Origin of the sequence: Inhella crocodyli, assembly GCF_004004565.1 — a bacterium.
Lineage (GTDB): Bacteria > Pseudomonadota > Gammaproteobacteria > Burkholderiales > Burkholderiaceae_C > Inhella > Inhella crocodyli.
Window position 1 is genome coordinate 35,434 of record NZ_SACM01000003.1, and the last position, 19,801, is coordinate 55,234.

Below are 19,801 nucleotides of genomic sequence, written 5' to 3' on the forward strand. Positions count from 1 at the left end.
GCACGCCGGCGCAGGCTGGCCCTACGCTCGCGCCATGGCACGCCTTGATTTCGACCACTTCACGCAGTGGATCACCGCCGCCGCGCGCGAGCACTCGCACCAGCTGGCCGATCACGTGGTCGAGCGCACGGGCGCCAGCCGCCGGGCCGTGCAATCCATGCTGCGGCGCCTGGTGGAGGCCGGCTGGCTGCACCGCGACGGCGGCTTCAGCCGCCCGGTCTACGGCCCGGGCAAGCTGCGCCAGGTCGTCAAGAGCTACCCGCTGCACGGCTTGCAAGAAGACATCCCCTGGCAGCGGGACTTCGCCCCCAACTTCGAGCTGCCGCCCCACGTGGCGCGCATGGTGCAACACGCCTTCACCGAGCTGCTGAACAACGCCGCCGACCACAGCGAGGGCACCAGCGTCACCGTGAGCCTGCGGCAAACGCCGACGCACGTGCAACTGCTGGTCAGCGACGACGGCTGCGGCGTGTTCGAAAAAATTCGCGGCACCTACGACATCCCCGACGCGCCCTTGGCCATGCTGGAGCTCAGCAAGGGCCGGCTCACCACGGCACCGCAGGCGCACACCGGCCGCGGCCTGTTCTTCAGCAGCCAGCTGGCCGACGTGTTCGACCTGCACGCCAACGGCACCGCCTTCCAGCGCCGGGCCTGGGACAGCAGCGGCTGGCGCCCGGGCAAGGCCCTGCCCCGCCAGGGCACCAGCATCTACATGGCCATCGCGCTGGACACCACGCGCACGCTGGACCAGGTGCTGGGCGCCTGGAGCGTGGACGGCAGCGGCATCGCCTTCGACCGCACGGTCATCTCGCTGCGGCTGCTGGCCGGCCCGGGACAAGCCCTGGACAGCCGCGCCCAGGCCCGCCGCGTGGCCGCGCGCCTGGAGCGCTTCAAGCGCGCCGAGATCGACTTCGACGGCGTGCCCGACATCGGCCACGCCTTTGCCGACGAGCTGTTCCGCGTCTTCCCCGCCCAGGGCGGGGGCGGCGTGGACTTGGTGCCCGTCAACGCCAACCGGCGCATCCTGGCCCTCATCGCGAACGCCAAGGCGGGTTGACGGCCACCGGGATCAGATGACCTTGAAGGCGTGCACCCAGTCGTTGCGCAAGAAGCCCGGCAGGCACCACAGCTGGCACAGCGGCTCGGTGGTGCGTGCGCCTTCGATGCGGCCCACGTCGTAGGGCTGCCAGCCCCACACCTCGACCAAGCCGGCCACCGCCTGCTTGGCCTCGGCGTCGTTGCCGGCGATGAACATCGAACCCGGGCCCTGCGCGAAGCTGGGCCGCACGAAATGCGCCGCGCCCACGGTGTTGAAGGCCTTGACGACCTTGAGCGATGGGAAGGCCGCCTGCAGGCGCTCGCCCAGGCTCTCGTTGCGGGCCGTGAAGTAGCGCAGCACGCCGTGCTCGGGCGCCTCGTCGGCGATGGGGTTGGTGGCGTCGACCACCAGCTTGCCGTCCAGGGCCGGGCCGGCGGCGCGCAGCGCGTCTTCGGCCGCCGTGCCCTTGACGGCCAAAAAGGCGGCCGTGCCGAAGGCGGCGGCCTGCGCGTAGCTGCCGGTGCGCGCGCCCGTTTCGGCGGCAAAGGCGGCCAGGCGCTCGGCGGTGGCGGCGGCGTCGCGCCCGGCCAGCATCACGGTATGGCCGAGGGCGATCAGGCCGCGGGCGAAGGCCTGGGCCACGTCGCCGGTGCCCAAGATGGCCAAGGTGGTGGGGGCGGTCAGGAGGGTGGGGCTGCTCATGGGGGAACTCCAAACAAGGGTGGGTGAATGGCGCTCAGTGTCGGCAGCCCGGTGCATGTTGAGAAGACACAATCCAGATCCACATCGTCACCGAGAATTGACACTGCCATGCACGAAAGCGACCTGCGCACCCTCTGGGTGCTGAGCCGCGTGGCCGAGCTGGGCAGCTTTGCCGCCGCCGGGCGCGAGCTGGGCCTGACGCGCGCCGCCGTCAGCCGCCTGGTGGCGCAAAGCGAAGCCCGCCTGGGCGTGCGCCTGGCCGCGCGCAGCACGCGCCAGGTGGTGCTCAGCGAGCGCGCCCTGGCGCTGGTGCAGGCGGCACAACCCGCGCTGGCCACGCTGGCGGCGGCGGTGGCCGGCCTGGCAGACGACGAGGGCGCGCTGCGCGGGCCGCTGCGCATCGGCTGCAGCCACGTGCTGGGCCGCGCCGTGCTGCTGCCGGCGCTCACGCCCTTCTTGCGCGAACACCCCGCGCTGCGCCTGGAGCTGCAACTGTCCGACGCGGTGGAAGACCTGCTGGCCCAGCGCCTGGACCTGAGCGTGCGCCTGGGGCCCCTGCCCGACTCCAGCCTGGTGGCCCGCCCCGTGGGCCACGTGCCCCTGGCCCTGGTGGGCAGCCCGGCGCTGCTGGCGCAGCACCCCAAGCCGCGGGCCCCGGCCGAGCTGCAGGCCTGGCCGGCCATCGGCATCCGACCGCCCAGCGCGCCGGCGCGCCGCCCCTGGCGCTTTGCCACGCCCAAGGGCGAGTGGGTGATGCCCTTGGCGCAGCCCGTGGCCGAGGTCAACACGCTGGAGGCGGCGGCCGACCTGGCCCAAGCCGGCCTGGGCCTGGCCATGCTGCCGCGCTACCTCGTGGCCGAGGCCTTGGCCGACGGCCGCCTGCAGGCCCTGCTGCCGCAACACATGGCCCAGGGGCCGGCGGTGCACGTGTGCACCACGCAGCGCGAACTGCTGCCCGAGCGCGTCAAGCGCCTGCTGCCGGTGCTGGTGCCGGCCCTGAAGGCCCGCCTGCGCGCCGCCTGATCAGGCGGCGCGCGCCGCCGCGTCCAGGCCCGCCAGCAGGTCCAGGGTCTGCTGCCAGTCCAGGCAGGCGTCGGTGATGCTCTGCCCGTAGGCCAACTGGGCCGGGTCATCCTTGCCGGGGCTGAACTTCTGGGCGCCGCCGTTCAGGTGGCTTTCCACCATCACGCCGAACACCTGGCGGCGGCCGGCGCGCCATTGGCGGCCGATCTCTTCGGCCACCACCAACTGGCGCTCGTGCTGCTTGCTGCTGTTGGCGTGGCTGCAGTCGACCATCAGGCGCGTGGGCAGCTTGGCCGCGGCCAGCTCGGCGCAGGCGGCGTCCACGCTGGCCTCGTCGTAGTTGGGCGCCTTGCCGCCGCGCAGGATGACGTGGCAGTCCGGGTTGCCCTTGGTCTGCACGATGGCCACCTGCCCGTTCTTGTGCACCGACAGGAAGTGGTGCGGGCGGGCCGCGGCCATCAGCGCGTCGGTGGCGATCTTGATGTTGCCGTCGGTGCCGTTCTTGAAACCGATGGGGGCCGACAGGCCCGAGGACAGCTCGCGGTGCACCTGGCTCTCCGTCGTGCGGGCACCGATCGCGCCCCAGGCGATCAGGTCGCCGATGTACTGCGGCGAGATCACGTCCAGGAACTCGCTGCCCGCGGGCACGCCGATCTTGTTGATCTCCAGCAGCAGCTGGCGCGCGATGCGCAGGCCCTCGTCGATGCGGTAGCTCTCGTCCAGGTAGGGGTCGTTGATCAGGCCCTTCCAGCCCACCGTGGTGCGCGGCTTCTCGAAGTACACGCGCATCACGATCTCCAGCGAGTCGGCGTACTGCTCGCGCACGGGCTTGAGCTTGCGGGCGTACTCCAGCGCGGCGGCCGGGTCGTGGATGGAGCAGGGGCCCACGATGACCAGTGGCCGCGGGTCCTCGCCGGCCAGGATGCGTCGGATGGACGCGCGCGTCTGCATCACCAGCTTTTCCATCGGCGTGCCGCTGATGGGGAAGAAGCGGATCAGGTGCTCCGGGGGCGGCAGCGGCGTGATGTCGGCAATGCGCTCGTCGTCGGTGCGGCTGGTGCGGTCGTCGGGGCTGTAGATCGGGCTCATGGCGAGGTCCAGGTGAAAAAAAACCGCCGGGCTTGGGGCCCGGCGGTTTTGGAGATCTTGGGGTCAGCGCGTGCGCTCAAGACTCTCCACCGCCGGGGCGGGGAAAGAACCAAAAGCGAAAGTAGACGGCGCGGGACATGCGTTGCAATGTAGCAGCCGGCTTTGAGGACATTGCTTCGTCAGTCGCGATGGGCCCATCCGCAGATCGTGCAACTGATGTGCGCGCTGGAACCGGTCCTTTGACCGAGAGATCAACTAGCTGGAGGCTGCGTCGCGGCCCTCGGGATGCGATAGGCGAGCCGGCGCGTTGGCTTGGTCACGCGCGTGAAATCGGGCAAGACGACCGTTTCCCATTCTTGAAGCTCAAAGCGCACGTCTTCGGCATCGACACGCACCCGCCCCAGCGTCACGCCCCGATCCCGCCAGTTGCGGGAAGTTTCCAGATCAAAGCCGAAGATGTCTCGGCCGTCCTCAGAAGCCACCGTGACCTTTGCAGTTCCCATGCTCCAAGCGGCGAACACCACGTACCGATCGCTGCAAGCAAAGTCCGCATCCAAACCGCCAACTGGCATCAGTTGCCACGACTGCCATTCCAGGATGTGCTGCATTGGGATGCTGCGCATTCGAACCGACTGGCAACTTTCTCCTTTGCTTGCCAACGCAAGCGGCTCGCCATCGAATACCTCTCGCTCGAAGCCCCTGGCTTCCTCCCTGGCGATGTACTTCCGACGTATTCGCTCGCGAGGCGTTCCGAACCGTTCTGGCAAAAACTCTTGAATCCCTTTCTCATCGCGGATGTCAAAAACCAGATCAGCCTTCACGCCACCGGGCAGGTGATCCACGAGCGTCAGCCGAATCGCGCGAATCTCCCCCTTTCGGCTCACACCGACTACCGTCTTGCTGACGGTCCAACGCTCATTGGCAAGCGCTGCTCCTTTCCGCGCGATGACAGAAAGACCAGGTCCCGCTTCGTAGCGATCGCCTTCCATGTCGACGTAACGGTACGCGCGCAAGATCCCGCCAACATGACTTATGGGCTCAAACGTGCGGAGATCAAAGCCTCGCAGTTCCAACCGAAACCCAGTGGCACCAACGGAGTCCCGCTTCAACTGCGCCGTTTGCCACGCTCCATGAGCTGAATGCATCAGCACGGCCATGGCCGCTGCTCCCACCAGCGGCCATGACCCAATGGCCTCAATGAGATCCGATACCGTGTGTCTGCCGAACCCACTCCACCAGCGACTCTTGAGCGGACCATGCGCTTCTTGGTGGGCAAGCGGCAGTGCATGAAGAGACTTGGGACACAACTCGGCAAGCGCGAGAGCAACGACCGCCGGCGTGAGAACCAAGGCAACCCAGCGCAACTCGGCGCGAAATGGCTCGGATGCCAGGACGGGGAGAAGGCCCGCTCCAAACATGAGCCAAAGCAAACCGGCACCAAGCACGGCACTTGAAGCAGCCACCGAAGGAAATCGCCGCTTGGTCAACCTGCACAGCGGTTGTATCGAAGTCAGCCTGAGCACATAGAGGCTCAGCAACGTCAAGACATAGAGACCAGTGCCGGAAATCGGAAGCCACGTGCCGACGGCTTCCGCCAAGGTGCGCGAGTGGCTCCCGTCAAGCAGCCGATCCAGCAGCAGCCAAACAGCTACGGCCGCGTAGAACGCTGCACCAATCAAGCCGTCCCGCCCACCGTCAGCCCTTCGATGCGCAGCGTGGGCTGCCCCACCCCAACGGGCACCGACTGCCCGTCCTTGCCGCAGACGCCCACGCCGCTGTCCAGCGCCATGTCGTTGCCAATCATGCTCACGCGGGTCAGGGCCTCGGGGCCGTTGCCGATCAGGGTGGCGCCTTTGACCGGGTACAGGATCTTGCCCTTTTCGACCCAGTAGGCCTCGCTGGCGCTGAAGACGAACTTGCCGCTGGTGATGTCCACCTGGCCGCCGCCAAAGTTGGTGGCGTAGAGGCCGCGCTCGATGCTGGCGATGATCTCTTGCGGGTCTTGGGTGCCGCCCAGCATGTAGGTGTTGGTCATGCGTGGCATGGGCACGTGGGCGTAGCTCTCGCGGCGGCCGTTGCCGGTTTGCGCTCGCTTCATGAGGCGGGCGTTCATCGCGTCTTGGATGTAGTTGACCAGGATGCCGTCTTCGATGAGCACGTTGCGCTGCGTGGCGTGGCCTTCGTCGTCGATGTTCAGGCTGCCACGGCGGTCGGGCAGGGTGCCGTCGTCGAGCACGGTGACGCCTTTGGCGGCCACGCGCTGGCCAAGCCGGCCGGCGAAGGTGCTGGAGCCCTTGCGGTTGAAGTCGCCTTCCAGGCCGTGGCCCACGGCCTCGTGCAGCAGCACGCCAGGCCAACCGGGGCCGACGACCACGGTCATCTCGCCCGCCGGGGCGGGGCGGCTTTCGAGGTTGGTCAGGGCCGCATGGACGGCCTGGTCCACGTAGCCCTGCATCACGGCGTCGGTGAAGTAGCCCAGGCCGAAGCGGCCGCCGCCGCCGCCGTTGCCCACCTCGCGGCGGCCGTTGCGCTCGGCGATGACGGTGACGGACAGGCGCACCAGGGGGCGCACGTCGGCGGCCAGCAGGCCGTCGGCACGGGCCACGAGCACGACCTCGTGCTCGGCGGCCAGACCGGCCATGACCTGCACCACGGCGGGGTCCTTGGCGCGGGCCATGCCTTCGATGCGCTCGAGCAGGGCCACCTTGGCGGCGCTGTCCAGGCTGGCGATGGGGTCGTCCACGCCGTACAGCTGCAGGCCTTGGGCGCGGCGCGGCTGCACCTGGATGCGGCGGCTTTGGCCGGCGGCGGCGATGCTCCGCACGGTCATCGCGCAGTCGGCCAGCGCGGCCTCGCTGATGGCGTCGGAGTAGGCAAAGGCCGTCTTCTCGCCGGCCACCGCGCGCACGCCCACGCCCTGGTCGATGCTGAAGGAGCCGCTCTTGACGATGCCCTCTTCCAGGCTCCAGCCCTCCGAGCGGGTGGTTTGGAAGTAGAGGTCGGCGTCGTCCACGCGGTGGGCGGTGATGAGCTTGAGCGCGCGGGCCAGCGCGGCCTCGTCCAGGCCGAAGGGGGCGAGCAGGCTGTCGTGGGCGGCCGCCAAGGCGCGCAGCATGGGGTCGGGGGCGTTCATGCCCCGATTGTGGGCCGCCTGCCCCGTGTCAGCGTTTACATGGCTTTACCTGGCATTTGCACAAGCCGGTCGGCGGCCTGCCGACACTGGCGTTGTAGACCCACCGGCGCACGGTGCGCCGCGCAACCCAAGGAACCGATCCCATGAAAGCCCTGTTCACCGCCGCCGCCCTCGTGCTGGCCTTTGCCGCCCAAGCCCAAGCCGCCACGCCGCGCATCGACAAGCGCGAGCAGCGCCAGGAAGACCGCATCCAGCAGGGCGCGGCCAGCGGCACGCTGACGGCGCAGGAAACCCAGCGCCTGGAAAAAGAGCAAGCGCACATCGACAAGATGCAAGACCGCGCCGCCGCCGACGGCCAGGTGACCAAGAAAGAGCGCGCCAAGATCACGGCCGCCCAGCACGAGGCCAGCCAAGACATCCACCGCAAGAAGCACAACCGCCGCAACGCCGGCTGAGACTTCGCGCCCACCGACACGGCCCGCCTTGGCGGGCTGTGGTCATTCCGCGGGGTCGTCGCCCCCCGCTTGGCGCCAGGCCAAGGCCTGCTGGTAGAGCGCATTGCGCGGCGCGCCGCTGAGTTGCGCGGCCAGGCCGACGGCCTGCTTGAGCGGCAACTCGGCCACCAAGAGCTTCAGCGCGCGAAGGGCCTCGGCCGGCAAGCCGCCCTCGGCCACCGCTGGGGGCGCGGCGTGCAGCACCAGCACGAACTCGCCGCGCTCGGCGTTGGCGTCGGCCTTCAAGCGCGCGGGCCAGTCGGCGCAGGGCGCGGTGTGGATGGACTCGAACTGCTTGGTGATCTCGCGCGCCACGGTCAGGCGCTGCGCCGGCGCGGCCTCGGCCAGCAGGCCGATGAGGTCGACCACGCGGTGCGGGGCCTCGAAAAGCACCTGGCTGTCGGGCTGGCCCGCCAAGGCCTGCACCGCGGCGCGGCGCGCCTCGCCCTTGGGCGGGACGAAGCCGACAAAGCGGAAGCCTTGCGCATGGGCGTCGCCCGCCACGCTCAAGGCCGTGACGCTGCTGCTGGCACCGGGGATGGGCACGCAGCGGCAGCCGGCGGCCTGCAGGCCGGCCACCAGGCGCGCGCCGGGGTCGCTCACGGCCGGGGTGCCGGCGTCGCTGACCAGGGCGATGCGCTCGCCGCGCTGCAGGCGCTGGGCGATGCCGTCGACGGCCTCGCGCTCGTTGTGCTCGTGCACGGCCAGCAAGGGCTTGTGCAGGCCCAGGTGGCGCAGCAGGGGCGCGGTGGTGCGGGTGTCCTCGCAGGCGATGGCGTCCACCAGGCCCAGCACGTGGACGGCGCGCAGGCTCAGGTCGGCCAGGTTGCCGATGGGCGTGGCCACGACGTACAGCGCCCCGGCGGGATACTGCTGCGCGCCCGCCGCCTGCGCGGCGGCCTGGGCCAGGAGATCGGCAGACATGTTCGGGTGGGGCTCCAAGAAGGACACGGGCGACGCCGGCGAAGCGCTGGCCTTGGCCCATTTGCAGCGCCAGGGGCTGACGCTGGTGGAGCGAAATTATCGAGTGGGGGGCGGCCCCCGCCGGCCCGCGGGCGAGATCGACCTGATCCTGCGCGACCGCGACGGCACCTTGGTGTTCGTGGAAGTGCGCGCCCGCCGCGCCAGCCAGCACGGTGGCGCCGCCGCCACGGTGGACGCCACCAAGCAACGCCGCTTGGTGCGCGCGGCGCAGACCTACCTCGGCCGCTTTTCCACCCTGCCGCACTGCCGCTTCGACGTGGTGGCCATCGACGGCGAGCGACTCGAATGGATCCAAGGGGCCTTCGAAGGGGGCGGCTGATAATCGGCCACCCATGCTGGAACCCCGTCTTCAACACCAATTCTTCGAGAGCGCCGACCTGCTGAACCAAGCGGCCGAGTCGCTCACCCGACCCTTGGCCACCGCGGCCCAACTGGCCGTGGCCTGCGTGACAGGCGGCGGCCGCCTGCTGTGTGCAGGCGCCGGCCTGGCGCAGCACGACGCGCTGGCCGTTGGCGCGCTGCTGCAGCACCAGTTCGAGCAAGAGCGTCCCGGCCTGGCCGCGCTGCCGCTGCAGGCGGCCGTGGGCCCGCTGCAGGGGCAAGACGCCCTGGTGCGCCAGTTGCAGGTGCTGGGCCACCCCGGCGACGTGCTGCTGTGGCTCGACCCCGTGGACGGCCGCAGCGGCACACCCCTCTTGGACGCCGCCCGCGAGCTGGACATCGCCGTCATCGCCCTGTGCGCCGACGGCGTTGACGGCGGCGCGGCCGTGCAGGCCGCATTGACCGACACCGACGTGCTGCTGCGCTTGAGCGCCCCGCGCCTGCCGCGCCGCCTTGAAATCCAACGCGTGGCGCTGCATGCGCTGTGCGATGCCATCGACGCCCAACTCCTGGGCCTGGAAGCCTGAACCCATGAAACTGACCGTCCTTCGCCCCGTTTTGCTGGCCGCCTTGGCCGCCGCGTCGCTCAGCGCCTGCGCCCCCCTCGTGGTGGGTGGCGCCGTGGTCGGCACCGCACTGGTGACCACCGACCGCCGCACCACCGGCACGCAGGTGGAAGACACCGGCATCGAGACCAAGGCCACCTACCGCATCGGCCAGGCCCTGGGCAGCCGCACGCACATCAACGCGCAGGCCTACAACCGGGTGCTGCTGCTGACCGGCGAGGTGCGCAACGAGGCCGACAAGGCCGAGGCCGAGCGCATCGCCGCGGGCGTGGAGAACGTGACCCGGGTGGTCAACGAGATCGAGGTGGGTTTCTTGAGTTCGATCACCTCGCGCTCCAACGACCTGGTGCTGGCCGGCAAGATCAAGGCCACCCTGATCGACGCGCGCGACCTGCAAACCAACGCCTTCAACGTGGTGGTCGAGCGCGGCGAGGTCTACCTGATGGGCATCGTGACCGAGCGCGAAGCGCACCGCGCCACCGAGCTCATCCGCGGCATCCCCGGCGTGAAGAAGGTGGTGCGCGTGCTCGAGATCATCAGCGAGGAAGAGCTGGCGCGCCGCGTGCCGCCCAAGCCCAGCGCCACCAAGGCGCAGTGAGCCCGGGCCGGCACCGCCGGCTCAGCGCAAGCGCTTGATCAGGCTGCTGGTGTCCCAGCGCCGGCCGCCCAGGGCCTGCACCTCGGCGTAGAACTGGTCCACCAGGGCCGTGACGGGCAGGCGCGCGCCGTTGCGGCGGGCCTCGTCCAGCACCAGGCCCAGGTCTTTGCGCATCCAGTCGACGGCAAAGCCGAAGTCGAAGCGGTCTTCCAGCATGGTGGGGCCGCGCTGGTCGAGCTGCCAGCTCTGCGCCGCGCCGCCGCCGATCACCTTGAGCACCGTGGGCATGTCCAGGCCCGCCTTCTCGCCGAAGGCCAGGGCCTCGCTCAAGCCTTGCACCAGGCCGGCGATGCAGATCTGGTTGACCATCTTGGTCAGCTGCCCCGCCCCGGCTTCGCCCAGCAGGGTCACCGCCTTGGCGTAGGCGCGCAGCGCCGGGGCGGCGCGCTCGAAGGCCTCGGTGTCGCCGCCGCACATGACGGTCAGCTGGCCCTTTTGCGCGCCCACCTCGCCGCCCGACACCGGCGCGTCGACGAAGGCCACGCCCTTGGCCGCGCAGGCGGCGTGCAGCTCGCGCGCCAGCTCGGCGCTGGTGGTGGTGTGGTCGGCCACGATGGCACCGGGCTGCAGCGCGTGCAGCACGCCCTGCGGGCCGGTGACGACCTCGCGCACGTCGGCGTCTTTGCCCACGCACAGGGCCACCAGGCGCGCGCCTTGCGCCGCCTCGGCCGGGCTGGCGGCCGTGGCGCGACCGTGGGCGGCCGACCAGGCTTGCGCCCGATCCGACCCGCGGTTGTAGGCCGCCACGTCGAAGCCCGCGCGGATCAAGTGCCCGGCCATGGGACCGCCCATGGCGCCCAGGCCGATGAAGGCGACGCGGTCGCCGGCTTGCAGGGGAGTCGTCATGCGTTCGCTCATGGTTGAAGGCCGGCGAAGGCGTCCCGGGTGAAGTTTTCAGGGCCGGCGCCGCCGGCACGGCAGGCCACGTCGTCTTCGATGCGGATGCCCCCGTAGGGCTTCAGCGCCTCCACACGCGCCCAGTCGACGTGCGCGGCTTCGGGGGCCGCAGCCAACTCTTTCAGCAGCAGGGGGATGAAGTACAGGCCAGGCTCGATGGTGACCACCATGCCCTCGGCCAGCGGGCGGGTCAGGCGCAGGTAGGGGTGGCCTGCCGGGCGCTCGCGGCGGGTGCCTTGGGCGTCGATGGCCAGGCCGGCCACGTCGTGCACCTGCAAGCCCAAGAGGTGCCCGATGCCGTGGGGGAAGAACACGCGGCTCACGCCTTGGGCCACGGCGGCCTCGGCGCTCAAGCCGCGCAGCAGGCCGGTGTCCAGCAGCAACTGGGCGATGCGTCGGTGGGCGTCCAGGTGGATGGCCACGTAGTCGGTGCCGTCGCGCACCTGGTCGACCAGGGCCAGTTCCAAGGCTTCCATGCCGGCCAGCAGGGCGGCGAAGTCGTCGCGCGCGGCGCCGCTGGCCTTCGGGTGCAGGTACGTGCGGGTGATGTCCGCCGCGTAGCCCCCGTAGCCGGCGCCGGCGTCGATCAAGAAGCTGGTGGGCACGGCGGGCGCTTCGCGGTCTTGGTGCTGCCAGTGCAGCACGGCCGCGTGCGCGCCCAGGCCCACGATGTTGCCGTAGGGCAGTTGGCGCTCGGCCACGCCGCAGGCCTGCAGGTAGGCGGCGTGGATGCCGGCCTCCGATTCGCCCGCCTCGAACGCGACCCGCGCCGCGCGGTGGCCGCGCACGGCCATGCGGCTGGCCCCGCGCATCTGCGCCAGCTCGTAGGGCGATTTGTAGGCGCGGGCGAAGTGCAGCGCGTCGATCAAGGCTTGCGGGTTGTTGGGCACCAGGGCGCCTTGCGCCGCGTCGGCCTCGCCGATCACGGCCAAGCGCTGGCCCTGCGTGGCCTGGGTCAGCAGCGCTTCGGCCGCCTCGGGCGTGCGCACCACGGCGATCTCGAAGGCGTCCACCCAGTAGCCGGCCGGGGCCTCGGGCACGGCGTGCCAGTAGTCCTCGGGCTGCAGGTAGACGAGCAAGGGCTTGGCACCGGGCCGCACCAGCAGCCAGCTGCCGGGGTGCTGGTTCAGCGGCACCCAATGCACGAAGTGCGGGTTGGGCTGGAAGACGTAGGGCCGGTCGTCGAGGAAGGCGAACTTCTCGATGCCGCTGGCGATGGCCAGGGCGTCGAAGCCGAGCGGCGCCAGCAGCGATTCGGTGCGGGCCTGCAGGGCGTGAACGTGGGCGCGATAGAGCGCGGCGGTGTCGGCGGCGGGTGTGTTCATGCCGGCATTGTGGCCAGCAACCACTCCTTGAAGCGCTCCAGGGCTGGGCTCGGTTCGCGGCTGACCGGCTGCGTGAGCCAGTAGCGCCCCAGGTCCACGCCCGTGGCGAAGGGCTGCACCAAGGCCCCCGAGGCCAACTCCCGGCGGAACATCGCCAGTGGCGCCAGGGCCACGCCCGCGTCTTGCAAGGCCGCTTGCACCATCAGCACCGAGCTGTCGAACTGCGGCCCGCGCGGCGGTGGCAGGCGCACCCCAGCGGCCTGCGCCCAGGCGGGCCAGTCGTCGTTGCGAAAAGAGCGCAGCAGGGTGTGGCCGCGCAGGTCGTCGGGCGCGCGCAGGCCGGTGGCCAGGGCCGCGCTGCACAGCGGCGCCAGGGGCGTGGGCGCCCAAGGCGTGGCCGCCTCGCTGCGCCAGGCGCCGTCGCCGAACCGGATGGCGGCGTCCAGGCCCTCGGGCAGCAGGTCGAGTTTGTTGTTGTGCGTGCGCACCTGCAGGTCGATGCCCGGATGCTGGGCGCGGAAGGCTGGCAAGCGGGCGAGCAGGTGCCCGTGCAGGAAGGTGCCCACCACGCCCACGCAAAGCCGCTCGGGCGGGGTGCCGTCGTCGAGCGCCTGCAGGGCTTGGGCCAGTTGCGCAAAGGCCTGCTGCAGCGCGGGCGCGAGGGTGGCCCCGGCGTCGCTCAGGCGCAAGCCCCGGGGCGTGCGCTCGAACAGCGACTTGCCCAGCTGCGCCTCCAGCGCCTTGATTTGGTGGCTGACGGCCGCCTGCGTCACGCACAGCTCGTTGGCCGCACGGGTGAAGTTCAGGTGCCGCGCGGCGGCCTCGAAGGTGCGCAAGGTGTTGAGCGACAGCGGCGGCATCTGCATGAGAAAAACTTGTGGCGAACTTGAAAAACGATCGTTTGCCGAAGGAACGGCGGCACGCAACAGTGCACATCCCTGCCTTCATCATGAGTTTCAGTATGACCAAGCTGCCCCGCCGCGCCCTGCTGGCCGCGCCCCTCGGGATGACCCTGTTGCCCGTTTGGAGCGCCCCGCGCGCCGACCGCCTGCCCCCAAGCCTGGCCGCGCTGGAGCGCCGCCACGGCGGCCGCCTGGGCGTGGCCGTTCTGGACACCGGCAGCCAGCGGCTGTGGGGCCACCGCGAGGACGAGCGCTTCGGGCTGTGCTCCACCTTCAAGCTGCTGCTGGCCGCCGCGGTGCTGCAGCAGATCGACGCCGGCCGTCTGGCGGCCGACCGATGGGTGCCCTTCCACGGCGCGCCCAAGGTGCCGAATTCCCCGGTGACCGACGCCCACCAAGCCGCTGGCGGCATGACCCTGCTGGCCCTGGCCCAGGCCACGCAAACCACCAGCGACAACCTGGCCGCCAACCTCTTGATGCGCGAACTGAGCGGCGATCAAGGCCCGCAGTGGTTGACGCAGTGGCTGCGCGAACGCGGTGACGCGGTCACGCGCATCGACCGCTGGGAGCCCGAGATGAACCACGTGCCTCCCGGCGAAGTGCGCGACACCAGCAGCCCGGCCGCCATGGCCCGCACCGCCGCCCTGCTGCTGACCGGCCCGGTGCTGCAGCCCCCCCACCGCGAGCTGCTGCAAGGCTGGACGGAAGCAACGCGCACCGGCCTGAAGCGACTGCGCGCCGGCTTTTCAGAAGGCTGGCGCGCGGGCGACAAGACCGGCACCGGTTGGCGCCCCGGCCAGGCCGACAAGATCAACGACGTGGCCATCGTCTGGCCCCCGGGGCGCGCCCCTTGGGTCGTTGCGGCCTACTACGAGGCCCCACGCCACACCGAGCCGGACCTGCGCCCCCAAGACATCGCCGTCTTGGCCGCCGTCGGGCGCGAAGTGACGAAGGTCTTGAGGCAGCCCTGACGGGACCCCGATGGGCCGTGGAGTAAGCAACAGCCGGTTCGCCACAGGGACCCCAAGAGGTCAAACAAACTGTGACAACATGGGCCAATCCGCACCGGCCTCCGGAGGTTTTCTTGAAGACCAAGACCCGCATCTGGACCCTGCCCATCGGCTCGGCCTTGTTGTTCGCCCTCGGAATTGCCGTGCTGCTGGCCATGTCGGCGCGCACCTCGGCCGACATCCGCGCCATCGGCGCCGTGGACTACCCCTACATGGACAAGACCACGCGCTTCGACCGCGAGCTCGAAACGATGGTCGGTCTCATCCAATCGGCCGTGGCCGAGGGCGACGCCAAACGCCTGGACGAAGCCGGACAGAAGGCGCAATCGGCCAAGCAGCTGCTGAAGGAGCTGGAGGCACTGCCCGTCAACGAGGCCACCTCGCGCAAGCTCAGCGCCGCCTTTGACGCCTACAGCCAGAACGCGACCACCGCCGCGCAACTGATGCTGGGCGTGAAGGAAGGCGACGCCTCGGCCGCGATCCCGGCCATGCAGAACTCGCTGGCGGCCTTGCAAACCGCCTTGAAGGAGGCGCGCAAGCTGGCGCAAGACGGCTTCGACGGCCGCCTGCAGGCCGCCGGCTCGGGCGTGAGTGCGGGTGTGTGGGTGACCGTGGTCTTGGGCCTGGTGGTCGTCGGCGGCCTGTTCTTGGCCAGTTACCTCGTCATCGGCAGCGTGTGGCGGCAGTTGGGCGGCGAGCCCGAGTACGCGCGTGAGGTCATGCAGGGCATGGCGGCGGGCGACCTGTCGCAGGACATCGACGTCGCCCCTGGCGCCGAGAACAGCCTGCTGGCCGCCGTGCGCGAAACGGCCCGCGGCCTGGAAAAGATCGTGGGCGAGGTGCGCCAGGGCACCGAGTCGATCACCACGGCCTCGCAAGAAATCGCCATGGGCAACCAGGACCTGTCGGTGCGCACCGAAAAGCAGGCCGGCTCGCTGGAGCAAACCTCGTCCAGCCTGCGCACCCTCACCGAGGCCGTGCGCCAGAGCGCCGACTCCTCGAGGCAGGCCAATCAACTGGCCGGTTCGGCCGCCGAGGTCGCGCGCCGCGGGGGCCAGGTGGTGGGCGACGTGGTGCACACCATGAACGAGATCAACACCAGCTCGAAGAAGATCGCCGACATCATCGGCGTCATCGACGGCATCGCCTTCCAAACCAACATCCTGGCCCTGAACGCCGCCGTGGAAGCGGCCCGCGCGGGCGAGCAAGGCCGCGGCTTCGCCGTGGTGGCCGGCGAGGTGCGCAGCCTGGCCCAGCGCAGCGCCGATGCGGCCAAGGAGATCAAGAGCCTGATCGGTGCCAGCGTGGAGCGCGTGGAGTCCGGCAGCCGCCTCGTGCAAGAGGCGGGCAGCACCATGGACGAGATCGTCTCCAGCGTGCAGCGCGTGACCGACATCATTGGCGAAATCACCGCCGCCACCAGCGAGCAGAGCGAGGGCATCGTTCAGGTGAACGACGCCATCCACCAGATCGACCAGATGACGCAGCAGAACGCCGCGCTGGTGGAAGAGGCCGCGGCCGCGGCCTCGAGCCTGGAGCAGCAGGCGCAAGGCTTGCAGCAGGCGGTGTCGGCCTTCCGCACGCACTGAGCGGCGGGCGCGCCCAGGGCGCGGGCCCGTTGCGGGCTCAGGCGCCCCAGGCGGGGCCGGCGTCGGTGAGGATCGCGTCCAGCGGCTTGTCGTCCACCTGCGCCTGCAGGCCCGGCACCCAGCTCACGCTGTAAGCCAGGCCGACGGTGACGGGCCGCGGATCGCGCTGGCGCAGGGTGCGCTCCACGAAGCCACCGCCATAACCCACGCGCAGGCCGCCGTCGCCAAAGCCCAGGCAGGGCACGAGGATCAGTTCGGGCTCGAAGGCCTCGGTGCCCAGCGGTTTCAAGATGCCAAAGGCGTCTTCCTGCATGGGACAGCCCGGGTACCAGACGTGGTAGCTCAAAGTGCCGGTGTCTTTGTGCTTGACCGGCAATCCGATGCGGCGCTCCGGGTGGTCCTCGCCCCAACGGTAGAGCGCCGGCAGCGGGTCGAACTCGCCCTTGATGGGCCAGTAAGCGCCGATGCGCTTCTCGGGCCGGCGCAGCAGCCACACCCGCAGCACCTCCTGCAATTGCGCGGCCCGCTGCGGCCGGTCGGGCAGTTCTTGGCGCAACTCAATCAACACCTCGCGCAAGGCGCGACGCGGGTCGGGGGTGCTTGCAGAATCGGTGCTCATGAAGCCTGGATTGTGATGACCTGATGCCCATGCGCGCCACAGACCCCTTCGCCCTGCATTGCCTGGAGCTGCTCGCCCCCCTGGGCCGGCCGCGCGCCAAGGCCATGTTCGGCGGTGTGGGCCTGTACGTGGACGACCTGTTCATCGCGCTCTTGGCCGACGACCGCCTCTACCTGAAGACGAACGCGCAGACCCAAACCGCCTTCGAGGCCGCCGGTTGCGAGCCCTTCCGCTACACGATGAAGGACGGACGCGAGATGACCATGGGCTACTGGACGGCACCCGACGAGGCCCTGGAGTCGCCCGAGGCCATGCGCCCGTGGGCCCGCCGGGCGATGGAGGCCGCCTTGATCGCGGCCAACGCGAAGCCCGCTCGTCCCCGGCGCACGCGGTGAGCTTGCTGTCCCGCCGCCACGCCCTGTCGCTCGGCCTCGCCTCGGCCACCCCCCTCGCCCGAGGCGCTGGGGGCCCGCTGCGTTTTGCCCGCTACGGCGACTGGAACTTGGACTTCAGCTACCACCTGCTGAAGGCCGCCTTGCACGCCACGGGCGAGCCGCTGACGCTGGCCCCCTCGGACCAGCGCATGAACCAGTCGCGCGCGGCGGTGGAGTTGAAGCGGCCCGGCAGCGGCGTGGACGTGATGTGGACCATGAGCACGCCGCAGCGCGAGCGCGAACTGCTGCCCATCCGCATCCCCATCTACCGCGGCCTGTTCGGGTGGCGCGTGCTCATGGTGCGCGCGGGCGAGGCCCAGCGCTTCGCGCAGGTCCGCTCGCTCGACGACCTGAAGGCCTTCCGCTTCGTCCAAGGCCACGACTGGCCCGACAGCGACATCTTGGCCGCCAACGGCCTCAACGTCGTGCGCGGCACGAACTTCGAAGGCCTGTTCGGCATGCTGGCCAAGGGGCGCGGCGACGCCCTGCCCCGCAGCGTGCTCGAAGTGCCGGCCGACATGCAGCGCTACGGCCAGCCCAACGGCCTGGCGCTGGAGCCGGGTTTGGTGTTGCGTTACCCGGCCGCGGTGTACTACTTCGTGTCGCCCGAGCGGCCCGAATTGGCCGCGTTGATCGAAGGCGGGCTGCGGCGGCTGTTGGCCCACGGCGAGTCGGCGCGCCTGCTCCAGCAGTTCCATGGCGAAGCCTTGGCGCTGGCCCGCCTGCCCCAGCGCCGCGTGCTGCACCTGCACAACCCGCTGCTGCCCCCTCGCACCCCGCTGGGCGAGGCGGCCCTCTGGCAGCAGGCCTGAGTCAACGACCGCCCAGCAAGCGCGCGGGCAGGGTCACCAGGGCGCGCAACAGGCCGAACACCCCGTCCACGGCGATGCCGAGCAACCGAAACGGCAGGGTCAGCAGCCACACCAGCGGCCACAGCACCAAGGCCAGCAGGGCCAGGGGCCAGCAGACGACGGCGAGCAAGAGCCAAAGGATCAAACCGGTGAGCGTGGACATGGGCGACTCCATCGAACAGGCCGCCATGGTGCGCGGCCCGGCGCAGGGCCGCGCGCGACTTGCGACGGGCGCCCGCACGGCCACGACGAACTGCCGCCGCGACCGATCAGCGCGCCGGCTCCAGCCACTCGAAGGCGCTGGGCTCGAAGGCCTCCAGCACCACGCCCTCGCCCCGGGCCAGCCACAGCTCCGCCCCCGGGCCGAGCACGAGGTCGTCGCTGGGCGCCTGGCCCACGCGCGCGTCCCGCGTCGCCCACAGGGCGCCTTGGCGCACCCGCAGCACGCGGGCCTGAGGCGCCACGCGGTGCAGGGTCTGGCCGCGGGCCAAATGCCACTGGGCGGGGGGCAGGGCCTCGCTGGATTGATGCCGTTGGGACATTGAACTTCTCCTGAGTGAGTCGCCATTCTTTGGAAACAGTCCAGGCGCGTCCAATCAAAAGGCCGCCTTGGATTGATACGCTTGGCGCATGAATCAACGCACCCGCCCTTTGGCCGTGGGTCCCTTGCGGGCCTTCGAGGCCGTGGCCCGCTTGCTCAACTTCCGCGCGGCGGCGGAGGAACTGCACCTGACGCAGCCCGCCATCAGCCGCCAGATCAAGGCCCTGGAAGACGAGCTTGGTCAGGCCCTGTTCCAACGCGGCACGCGGCACGTGGCCCTGACCCCTGCGGGCCAGCAACTGCAGGCCGCCGTCGTGCCCCTGCTGCTGCGCCTGGACGGCACGGTGCAGCAACTGCGGCAAGACCAAGGCCGCCAAGTCATCCACCTCACGACCTTCGCCAGCCTGGCCAGCCTGTGGCTGCTGCCGCGCCTGGAGGCCTTCCAGCGCGCCCAGCCCGACATCGACATCCGCGTCAGCGCCAGCGACGCGCTGCAGGACCTGGAGGGCAAGGGATTCGACCTCGCGCTGTCGCTGAGCGTGCAGCGCCCGCCCGAGGCCGAGCCCATGTTCCCCGACTGGGTCACGCCCGTGCACAGCCCGGCGCGCGCGGCGCGCATCGCCAGCGGCGACCTGAAGCCCCTCAAACGCCCGCAGGACCTGGCCGAGCACACCCTGGCCGAGGAGGACGACAACCGCCCTTCCAGCCAGTACGCCAGCTGGCGCCACTGGCTGCGCGCGCAGGGCCTGGCGCAGCTGCAACCGCGCCGCTGGCTGCTGCTGAACTTCACTTACCAGCAGATCCAGGCCGCGCTCAGCGGCCAGGCCGTGGCCCTGGCGCGCCTGCCTTTGGTGGCCGACGCCCTGCAACGCAGCGAGCTGATCGAGACCTTCGGGCCCGAGCGCCGCGTCCTGACCCCGTCGCGCTACTGGCTGCGCCTGCACCCGCAGGCCCTGGGCCGGCCTGAGGTCGCGTGCTTCGTGGCCTGGTTGCGCGACGAGGCCGCGGCCACCTGCGCGGCCATGGGGCTGACGGAGGCCGCGCCATGAGCGCCGGGCTGTCCGCCCGCTTCGACACCCGCGTGCTGCGGGTGGCCCCGCTGCACCCCCTGGGTGCAGTGCAAGCGGCCGACGCCGCGCCCTTGGCCGCCCTTCGCCATTGGTGCCTGGCCGAGCCGCAGCGGCGCTTGGCCTGGCGCCCGGCCGAGGCCGCCCCGGGGGTCGACCTGGCGCGGGCCTTGGAGGCCCTGCAGCGCGAGTTGGACGGCGACTTCCAGCTCCTGGCCTTGGCGCCCGGCTGGCCCCGCCTGGCCTTGCGCCTGCGGGTCAAACTGGCCGACGCCCTGCCCGCGCGCTGGCGCCCGGCCGATGCGCCGTGGGACGCCGGCTACCTCGCCGACGACCCGGCCGTGCGCGCCGCGCTGCGCCAATTCCGGCCGCGCCGCCCCACCCTGATCGTCAGCGACCCGATGCCCGAGGCCGCCCTGCAAGCCAGCCTCGAGGCCCTGCACGCCGCCGCGCCGGGCTTCGCGCGCCCGGTGCGCCTGCTGGTCCAGCCCGGATGA

At 70.7% G+C, this 19,801-nt stretch carries 23 protein-coding genes; 12 read left to right on the forward strand and 11 right to left on the reverse strand.

Annotated features, from left to right (window positions below; translation table 11 throughout):
* Nucleotides 1-34: 34 nt before the first annotated feature.
* On the forward strand, nt 35-1,057 hold the full coding sequence (locus EOD73_RS10930) for an STAS-like domain-containing protein (protein ID WP_164846037.1): 1,023 nt from the start codon (nt 35-37) through the stop codon (nt 1,055-1,057).
* Nucleotides 1,058-1,069: 12 nt separating this feature from the next.
* Here EOD73_RS10930 and EOD73_RS10935 read toward each other — a convergent pair whose 3' ends face one another.
* Nucleotides 1,070-1,741 (reverse strand): NADPH-dependent F420 reductase, encoded by a 672-nt coding sequence (locus tag EOD73_RS10935; protein WP_127683048.1) that lies wholly within the window; start codon nt 1,739-1,741, stop codon nt 1,070-1,072.
* Between the two features lie 108 nt (nt 1,742-1,849).
* On the opposite strand from EOD73_RS10935, the gene EOD73_RS10940 reads away from it, so the two are divergent.
* Nucleotides 1,850-2,764 (forward strand): LysR family transcriptional regulator, encoded by a 915-nt coding sequence (locus EOD73_RS10940; RefSeq protein WP_164846038.1) that lies wholly within the window; start codon nt 1,850-1,852, stop codon nt 2,762-2,764.
* On the opposite strand, the gene EOD73_RS10945 is transcribed toward EOD73_RS10940, so the two are convergent.
* The 3 genes from EOD73_RS10945 to tldD form a co-directional block, all read right to left on the reverse strand.
* Entirely contained in the window at nt 2,765-3,853 is a 1,089-nt protein-coding gene (locus tag EOD73_RS10945) for a 3-deoxy-7-phosphoheptulonate synthase (protein WP_127683050.1), read from the reverse strand.
* A gap of 251 nt (nt 3,854-4,104) precedes the next feature.
* Nucleotides 4,105-5,532, reverse strand: a complete 1,428-nt coding sequence (locus EOD73_RS10950) for a hypothetical protein (protein ID WP_164846039.1) — start codon at nt 5,530-5,532, stop codon at nt 4,105-4,107.
* Complete coding sequence (tldD, locus tag EOD73_RS10955) at nt 5,529-6,986, reverse strand: metalloprotease TldD (RefSeq protein WP_127683052.1); 1,458 nt, start codon at nt 6,984-6,986, stop codon at nt 5,529-5,531. Before tldD ends, EOD73_RS10950 begins: the two co-directional genes overlap by 4 nt.
* Nucleotides 6,987-7,129: 143 nt before the next feature.
* Between tldD and EOD73_RS10960 the strand changes: the two genes are divergently transcribed.
* Nucleotides 7,130-7,441: a hypothetical protein gene (locus tag EOD73_RS10960; protein WP_127683053.1), complete on the forward strand. Its 312-nt coding sequence runs from the start codon at nt 7,130-7,132 to the stop codon at nt 7,439-7,441.
* 42 nt (nt 7,442-7,483) lie between these two features.
* On the opposite strand, the gene rsmI is transcribed toward EOD73_RS10960, so the two are convergent.
* The gene (rsmI, locus tag EOD73_RS10965; protein WP_127683054.1) at nt 7,484-8,404 is read right to left on the reverse strand and encodes a 16S rRNA (cytidine(1402)-2'-O)-methyltransferase; all 921 of its coding nucleotides are present in this window, start codon (nt 8,402-8,404) and stop codon (nt 7,484-7,486) included.
* On the opposite strand from rsmI, the gene EOD73_RS10970 reads away from it, so the two are divergent.
* Genes EOD73_RS10970 through EOD73_RS10980 form a run of 3 tightly spaced genes read left to right on the forward strand, consistent with a single transcriptional unit; the run spans nt 8,403 to nt 10,009 of the window.
* Entirely contained in the window at nt 8,403-8,783 is a 381-nt protein-coding gene (locus tag EOD73_RS10970; protein WP_127683055.1) for a YraN family protein, read from the forward strand. The two genes, rsmI and EOD73_RS10970, sit on opposite strands and share 2 nt — an antisense overlap.
* Before the next feature lie 13 nt (nt 8,784-8,796).
* A complete protein-coding gene (locus tag EOD73_RS10975; RefSeq protein ID WP_127683056.1) occupies nt 8,797-9,372 on the forward strand; it encodes an SIS domain-containing protein in 576 nt (191 codons plus the stop codon).
* A 4-nt stretch (nt 9,373-9,376) separates the two neighbouring features.
* Nucleotides 9,377-10,009, forward strand: coding sequence for a BON domain-containing protein (locus EOD73_RS10980; protein ID WP_127683057.1), 633 nt, complete (start codon nt 9,377-9,379; stop codon nt 10,007-10,009).
* Nucleotides 10,010-10,030: 21 nt separating this feature from the next.
* Here the strand turns inward: EOD73_RS10980 and EOD73_RS10985 are convergent, their stop codons facing one another.
* Genes EOD73_RS10985 through EOD73_RS10995 form a run of 3 tightly spaced genes read right to left on the reverse strand, consistent with a single transcriptional unit; the run spans nt 10,031 to nt 13,157 of the window.
* Nucleotides 10,031-10,915: an NAD(P)-dependent oxidoreductase gene (locus tag EOD73_RS10985; protein WP_240660684.1), complete on the reverse strand. Its 885-nt coding sequence runs from the start codon at nt 10,913-10,915 to the stop codon at nt 10,031-10,033.
* 8 nt (nt 10,916-10,923) lie between these two features.
* The gene (pepQ, locus tag EOD73_RS10990) at nt 10,924-12,291 is read right to left on the reverse strand and encodes a Xaa-Pro dipeptidase (protein WP_127683059.1); all 1,368 of its coding nucleotides are present in this window, start codon (nt 12,289-12,291) and stop codon (nt 10,924-10,926) included.
* Entirely contained in the window at nt 12,288-13,157 is an 870-nt protein-coding gene (locus EOD73_RS10995) for a LysR family transcriptional regulator (protein ID WP_127683060.1), read from the reverse strand. Before EOD73_RS10995 ends, pepQ begins: the two co-directional genes overlap by 4 nt.
* Nucleotides 13,158-13,252: 95 nt before the next feature.
* Here EOD73_RS10995 and bla point away from each other — a divergent pair, with 95 nt between their 5' ends.
* Nucleotides 13,253-14,164, forward strand: a complete 912-nt coding sequence (gene bla / locus EOD73_RS11000; RefSeq protein WP_164846040.1) for a class A beta-lactamase — start codon at nt 13,253-13,255, stop codon at nt 14,162-14,164.
* Between the two features lie 113 nt (nt 14,165-14,277).
* Nucleotides 14,278-15,792, forward strand: coding sequence for a methyl-accepting chemotaxis protein (locus tag EOD73_RS11005; RefSeq protein WP_240660685.1), 1,515 nt, complete (start codon nt 14,278-14,280; stop codon nt 15,790-15,792).
* Nucleotides 15,793-15,829: 37 nt separating this feature from the next.
* Here the strand turns inward: EOD73_RS11005 and EOD73_RS11010 are convergent, their stop codons facing one another.
* A complete protein-coding gene (locus EOD73_RS11010) occupies nt 15,830-16,411 on the reverse strand; it encodes a 5-formyltetrahydrofolate cyclo-ligase (RefSeq protein ID WP_127683062.1) in 582 nt (193 codons plus the stop codon).
* Between the two features lie 29 nt (nt 16,412-16,440).
* Between EOD73_RS11010 and EOD73_RS11015 the strand changes: the two genes are divergently transcribed.
* Both EOD73_RS11015 and EOD73_RS11020 read left to right on the forward strand, forming a co-directional pair.
* Nucleotides 16,441-16,806, forward strand: coding sequence for a TfoX/Sxy family protein (locus tag EOD73_RS11015; RefSeq protein ID WP_127683063.1), 366 nt, complete (start codon nt 16,441-16,443; stop codon nt 16,804-16,806).
* Nucleotides 16,803-17,657, forward strand: coding sequence for a substrate-binding periplasmic protein (locus tag EOD73_RS11020; RefSeq protein ID WP_127683064.1), 855 nt, complete (start codon nt 16,803-16,805; stop codon nt 17,655-17,657). Before EOD73_RS11015 ends, EOD73_RS11020 begins: the two co-directional genes overlap by 4 nt.
* A 1-nt stretch (nt 17,658) precedes the next feature.
* Here the strand turns inward: EOD73_RS11020 and EOD73_RS11025 are convergent, their stop codons facing one another.
* Together EOD73_RS11025 and EOD73_RS11030 are read right to left on the reverse strand one after the other, a co-directional pair.
* Entirely contained in the window at nt 17,659-17,859 is a 201-nt protein-coding gene (locus EOD73_RS11025; protein WP_127683065.1) for a hypothetical protein, read from the reverse strand.
* 106 nt (nt 17,860-17,965) lie between these two features.
* Entirely contained in the window at nt 17,966-18,238 is a 273-nt protein-coding gene (locus EOD73_RS11030) for a DUF2917 domain-containing protein (protein WP_127683066.1), read from the reverse strand.
* A gap of 88 nt (nt 18,239-18,326) precedes the next feature.
* On the opposite strand from EOD73_RS11030, the gene EOD73_RS11035 reads away from it, so the two are divergent.
* Together EOD73_RS11035 and EOD73_RS11040 are read left to right on the forward strand one after the other, a co-directional pair.
* Nucleotides 18,327-19,286, forward strand: coding sequence for a LysR family transcriptional regulator (locus EOD73_RS11035; protein WP_127683067.1), 960 nt, complete (start codon nt 18,327-18,329; stop codon nt 19,284-19,286).
* Complete coding sequence (locus tag EOD73_RS11040; protein ID WP_127683068.1) at nt 19,283-19,801, forward strand: hypothetical protein; 519 nt, start codon at nt 19,283-19,285, stop codon at nt 19,799-19,801. Before EOD73_RS11035 ends, EOD73_RS11040 begins: the two co-directional genes overlap by 4 nt.

Bases quoted from the DNA above. Each gene is read 5' to 3' on its own strand.
- EOD73_RS10935 (WP_127683048.1), bottom strand. From the start codon at position 1,741: ATGAGCAGCCCCACCCTCCTGACCGCCCCCACCACCTTGGCCATCTTG.
- EOD73_RS11035 (WP_127683067.1), top strand. From the start codon at position 18,327: ATGAATCAACGCACCCGCCCTTTGGCCGTGGGTCCCTTGCGGGCCTTC.
- EOD73_RS10975 (WP_127683056.1), top strand. From the start codon at position 8,797: ATGCTGGAACCCCGTCTTCAACACCAATTCTTCGAGAGCGCCGACCTG.
- EOD73_RS11025 (WP_127683065.1), bottom strand. From the start codon at position 17,859: ATGTCCACGCTCACCGGTTTGATCCTTTGGCTCTTGCTCGCCGTCGTC.
- EOD73_RS10940 (WP_164846038.1), top strand. From the start codon at position 1,850: ATGCACGAAAGCGACCTGCGCACCCTCTGGGTGCTGAGCCGCGTGGCC.
- rsmI (WP_127683054.1), bottom strand. From the start codon at position 8,404: ATGTCTGCCGATCTCCTGGCCCAGGCCGCCGCGCAGGCGGCGGGCGCG.
- EOD73_RS10945 (WP_127683050.1), bottom strand. From the start codon at position 3,853: ATGAGCCCGATCTACAGCCCCGACGACCGCACCAGCCGCACCGACGAC.
- EOD73_RS10930 (WP_164846037.1), top strand. From the start codon at position 35: ATGGCACGCCTTGATTTCGACCACTTCACGCAGTGGATCACCGCCGCC.
- EOD73_RS11010 (WP_127683062.1), bottom strand. From the start codon at position 16,411: ATGAGCACCGATTCTGCAAGCACCCCCGACCCGCGTCGCGCCTTGCGC.
- EOD73_RS11040 (WP_127683068.1), top strand. From the start codon at position 19,283: ATGAGCGCCGGGCTGTCCGCCCGCTTCGACACCCGCGTGCTGCGGGTG.
- EOD73_RS10970 (WP_127683055.1), top strand. From the start codon at position 8,403: ATGTTCGGGTGGGGCTCCAAGAAGGACACGGGCGACGCCGGCGAAGCG.
- EOD73_RS11030 (WP_127683066.1), bottom strand. From the start codon at position 18,238: ATGTCCCAACGGCATCAATCCAGCGAGGCCCTGCCCCCCGCCCAGTGG.
- EOD73_RS10985 (WP_240660684.1), bottom strand. From the start codon at position 10,915: ATGACGACTCCCCTGCAAGCCGGCGACCGCGTCGCCTTCATCGGCCTG.
- EOD73_RS10995 (WP_127683060.1), bottom strand. From the start codon at position 13,157: ATGCAGATGCCGCCGCTGTCGCTCAACACCTTGCGCACCTTCGAGGCC.
- EOD73_RS10980 (WP_127683057.1), top strand. From the start codon at position 9,377: ATGAAACTGACCGTCCTTCGCCCCGTTTTGCTGGCCGCCTTGGCCGCC.
- tldD (WP_127683052.1), bottom strand. From the start codon at position 6,986: ATGAACGCCCCCGACCCCATGCTGCGCGCCTTGGCGGCCGCCCACGAC.
- bla (WP_164846040.1), top strand. From the start codon at position 13,253: ATGACCAAGCTGCCCCGCCGCGCCCTGCTGGCCGCGCCCCTCGGGATG.
- EOD73_RS10960 (WP_127683053.1), top strand. From the start codon at position 7,130: ATGAAAGCCCTGTTCACCGCCGCCGCCCTCGTGCTGGCCTTTGCCGCC.
- pepQ (WP_127683059.1), bottom strand. From the start codon at position 12,291: ATGAACACACCCGCCGCCGACACCGCCGCGCTCTATCGCGCCCACGTT.
- EOD73_RS11015 (WP_127683063.1), top strand. From the start codon at position 16,441: ATGCGCGCCACAGACCCCTTCGCCCTGCATTGCCTGGAGCTGCTCGCC.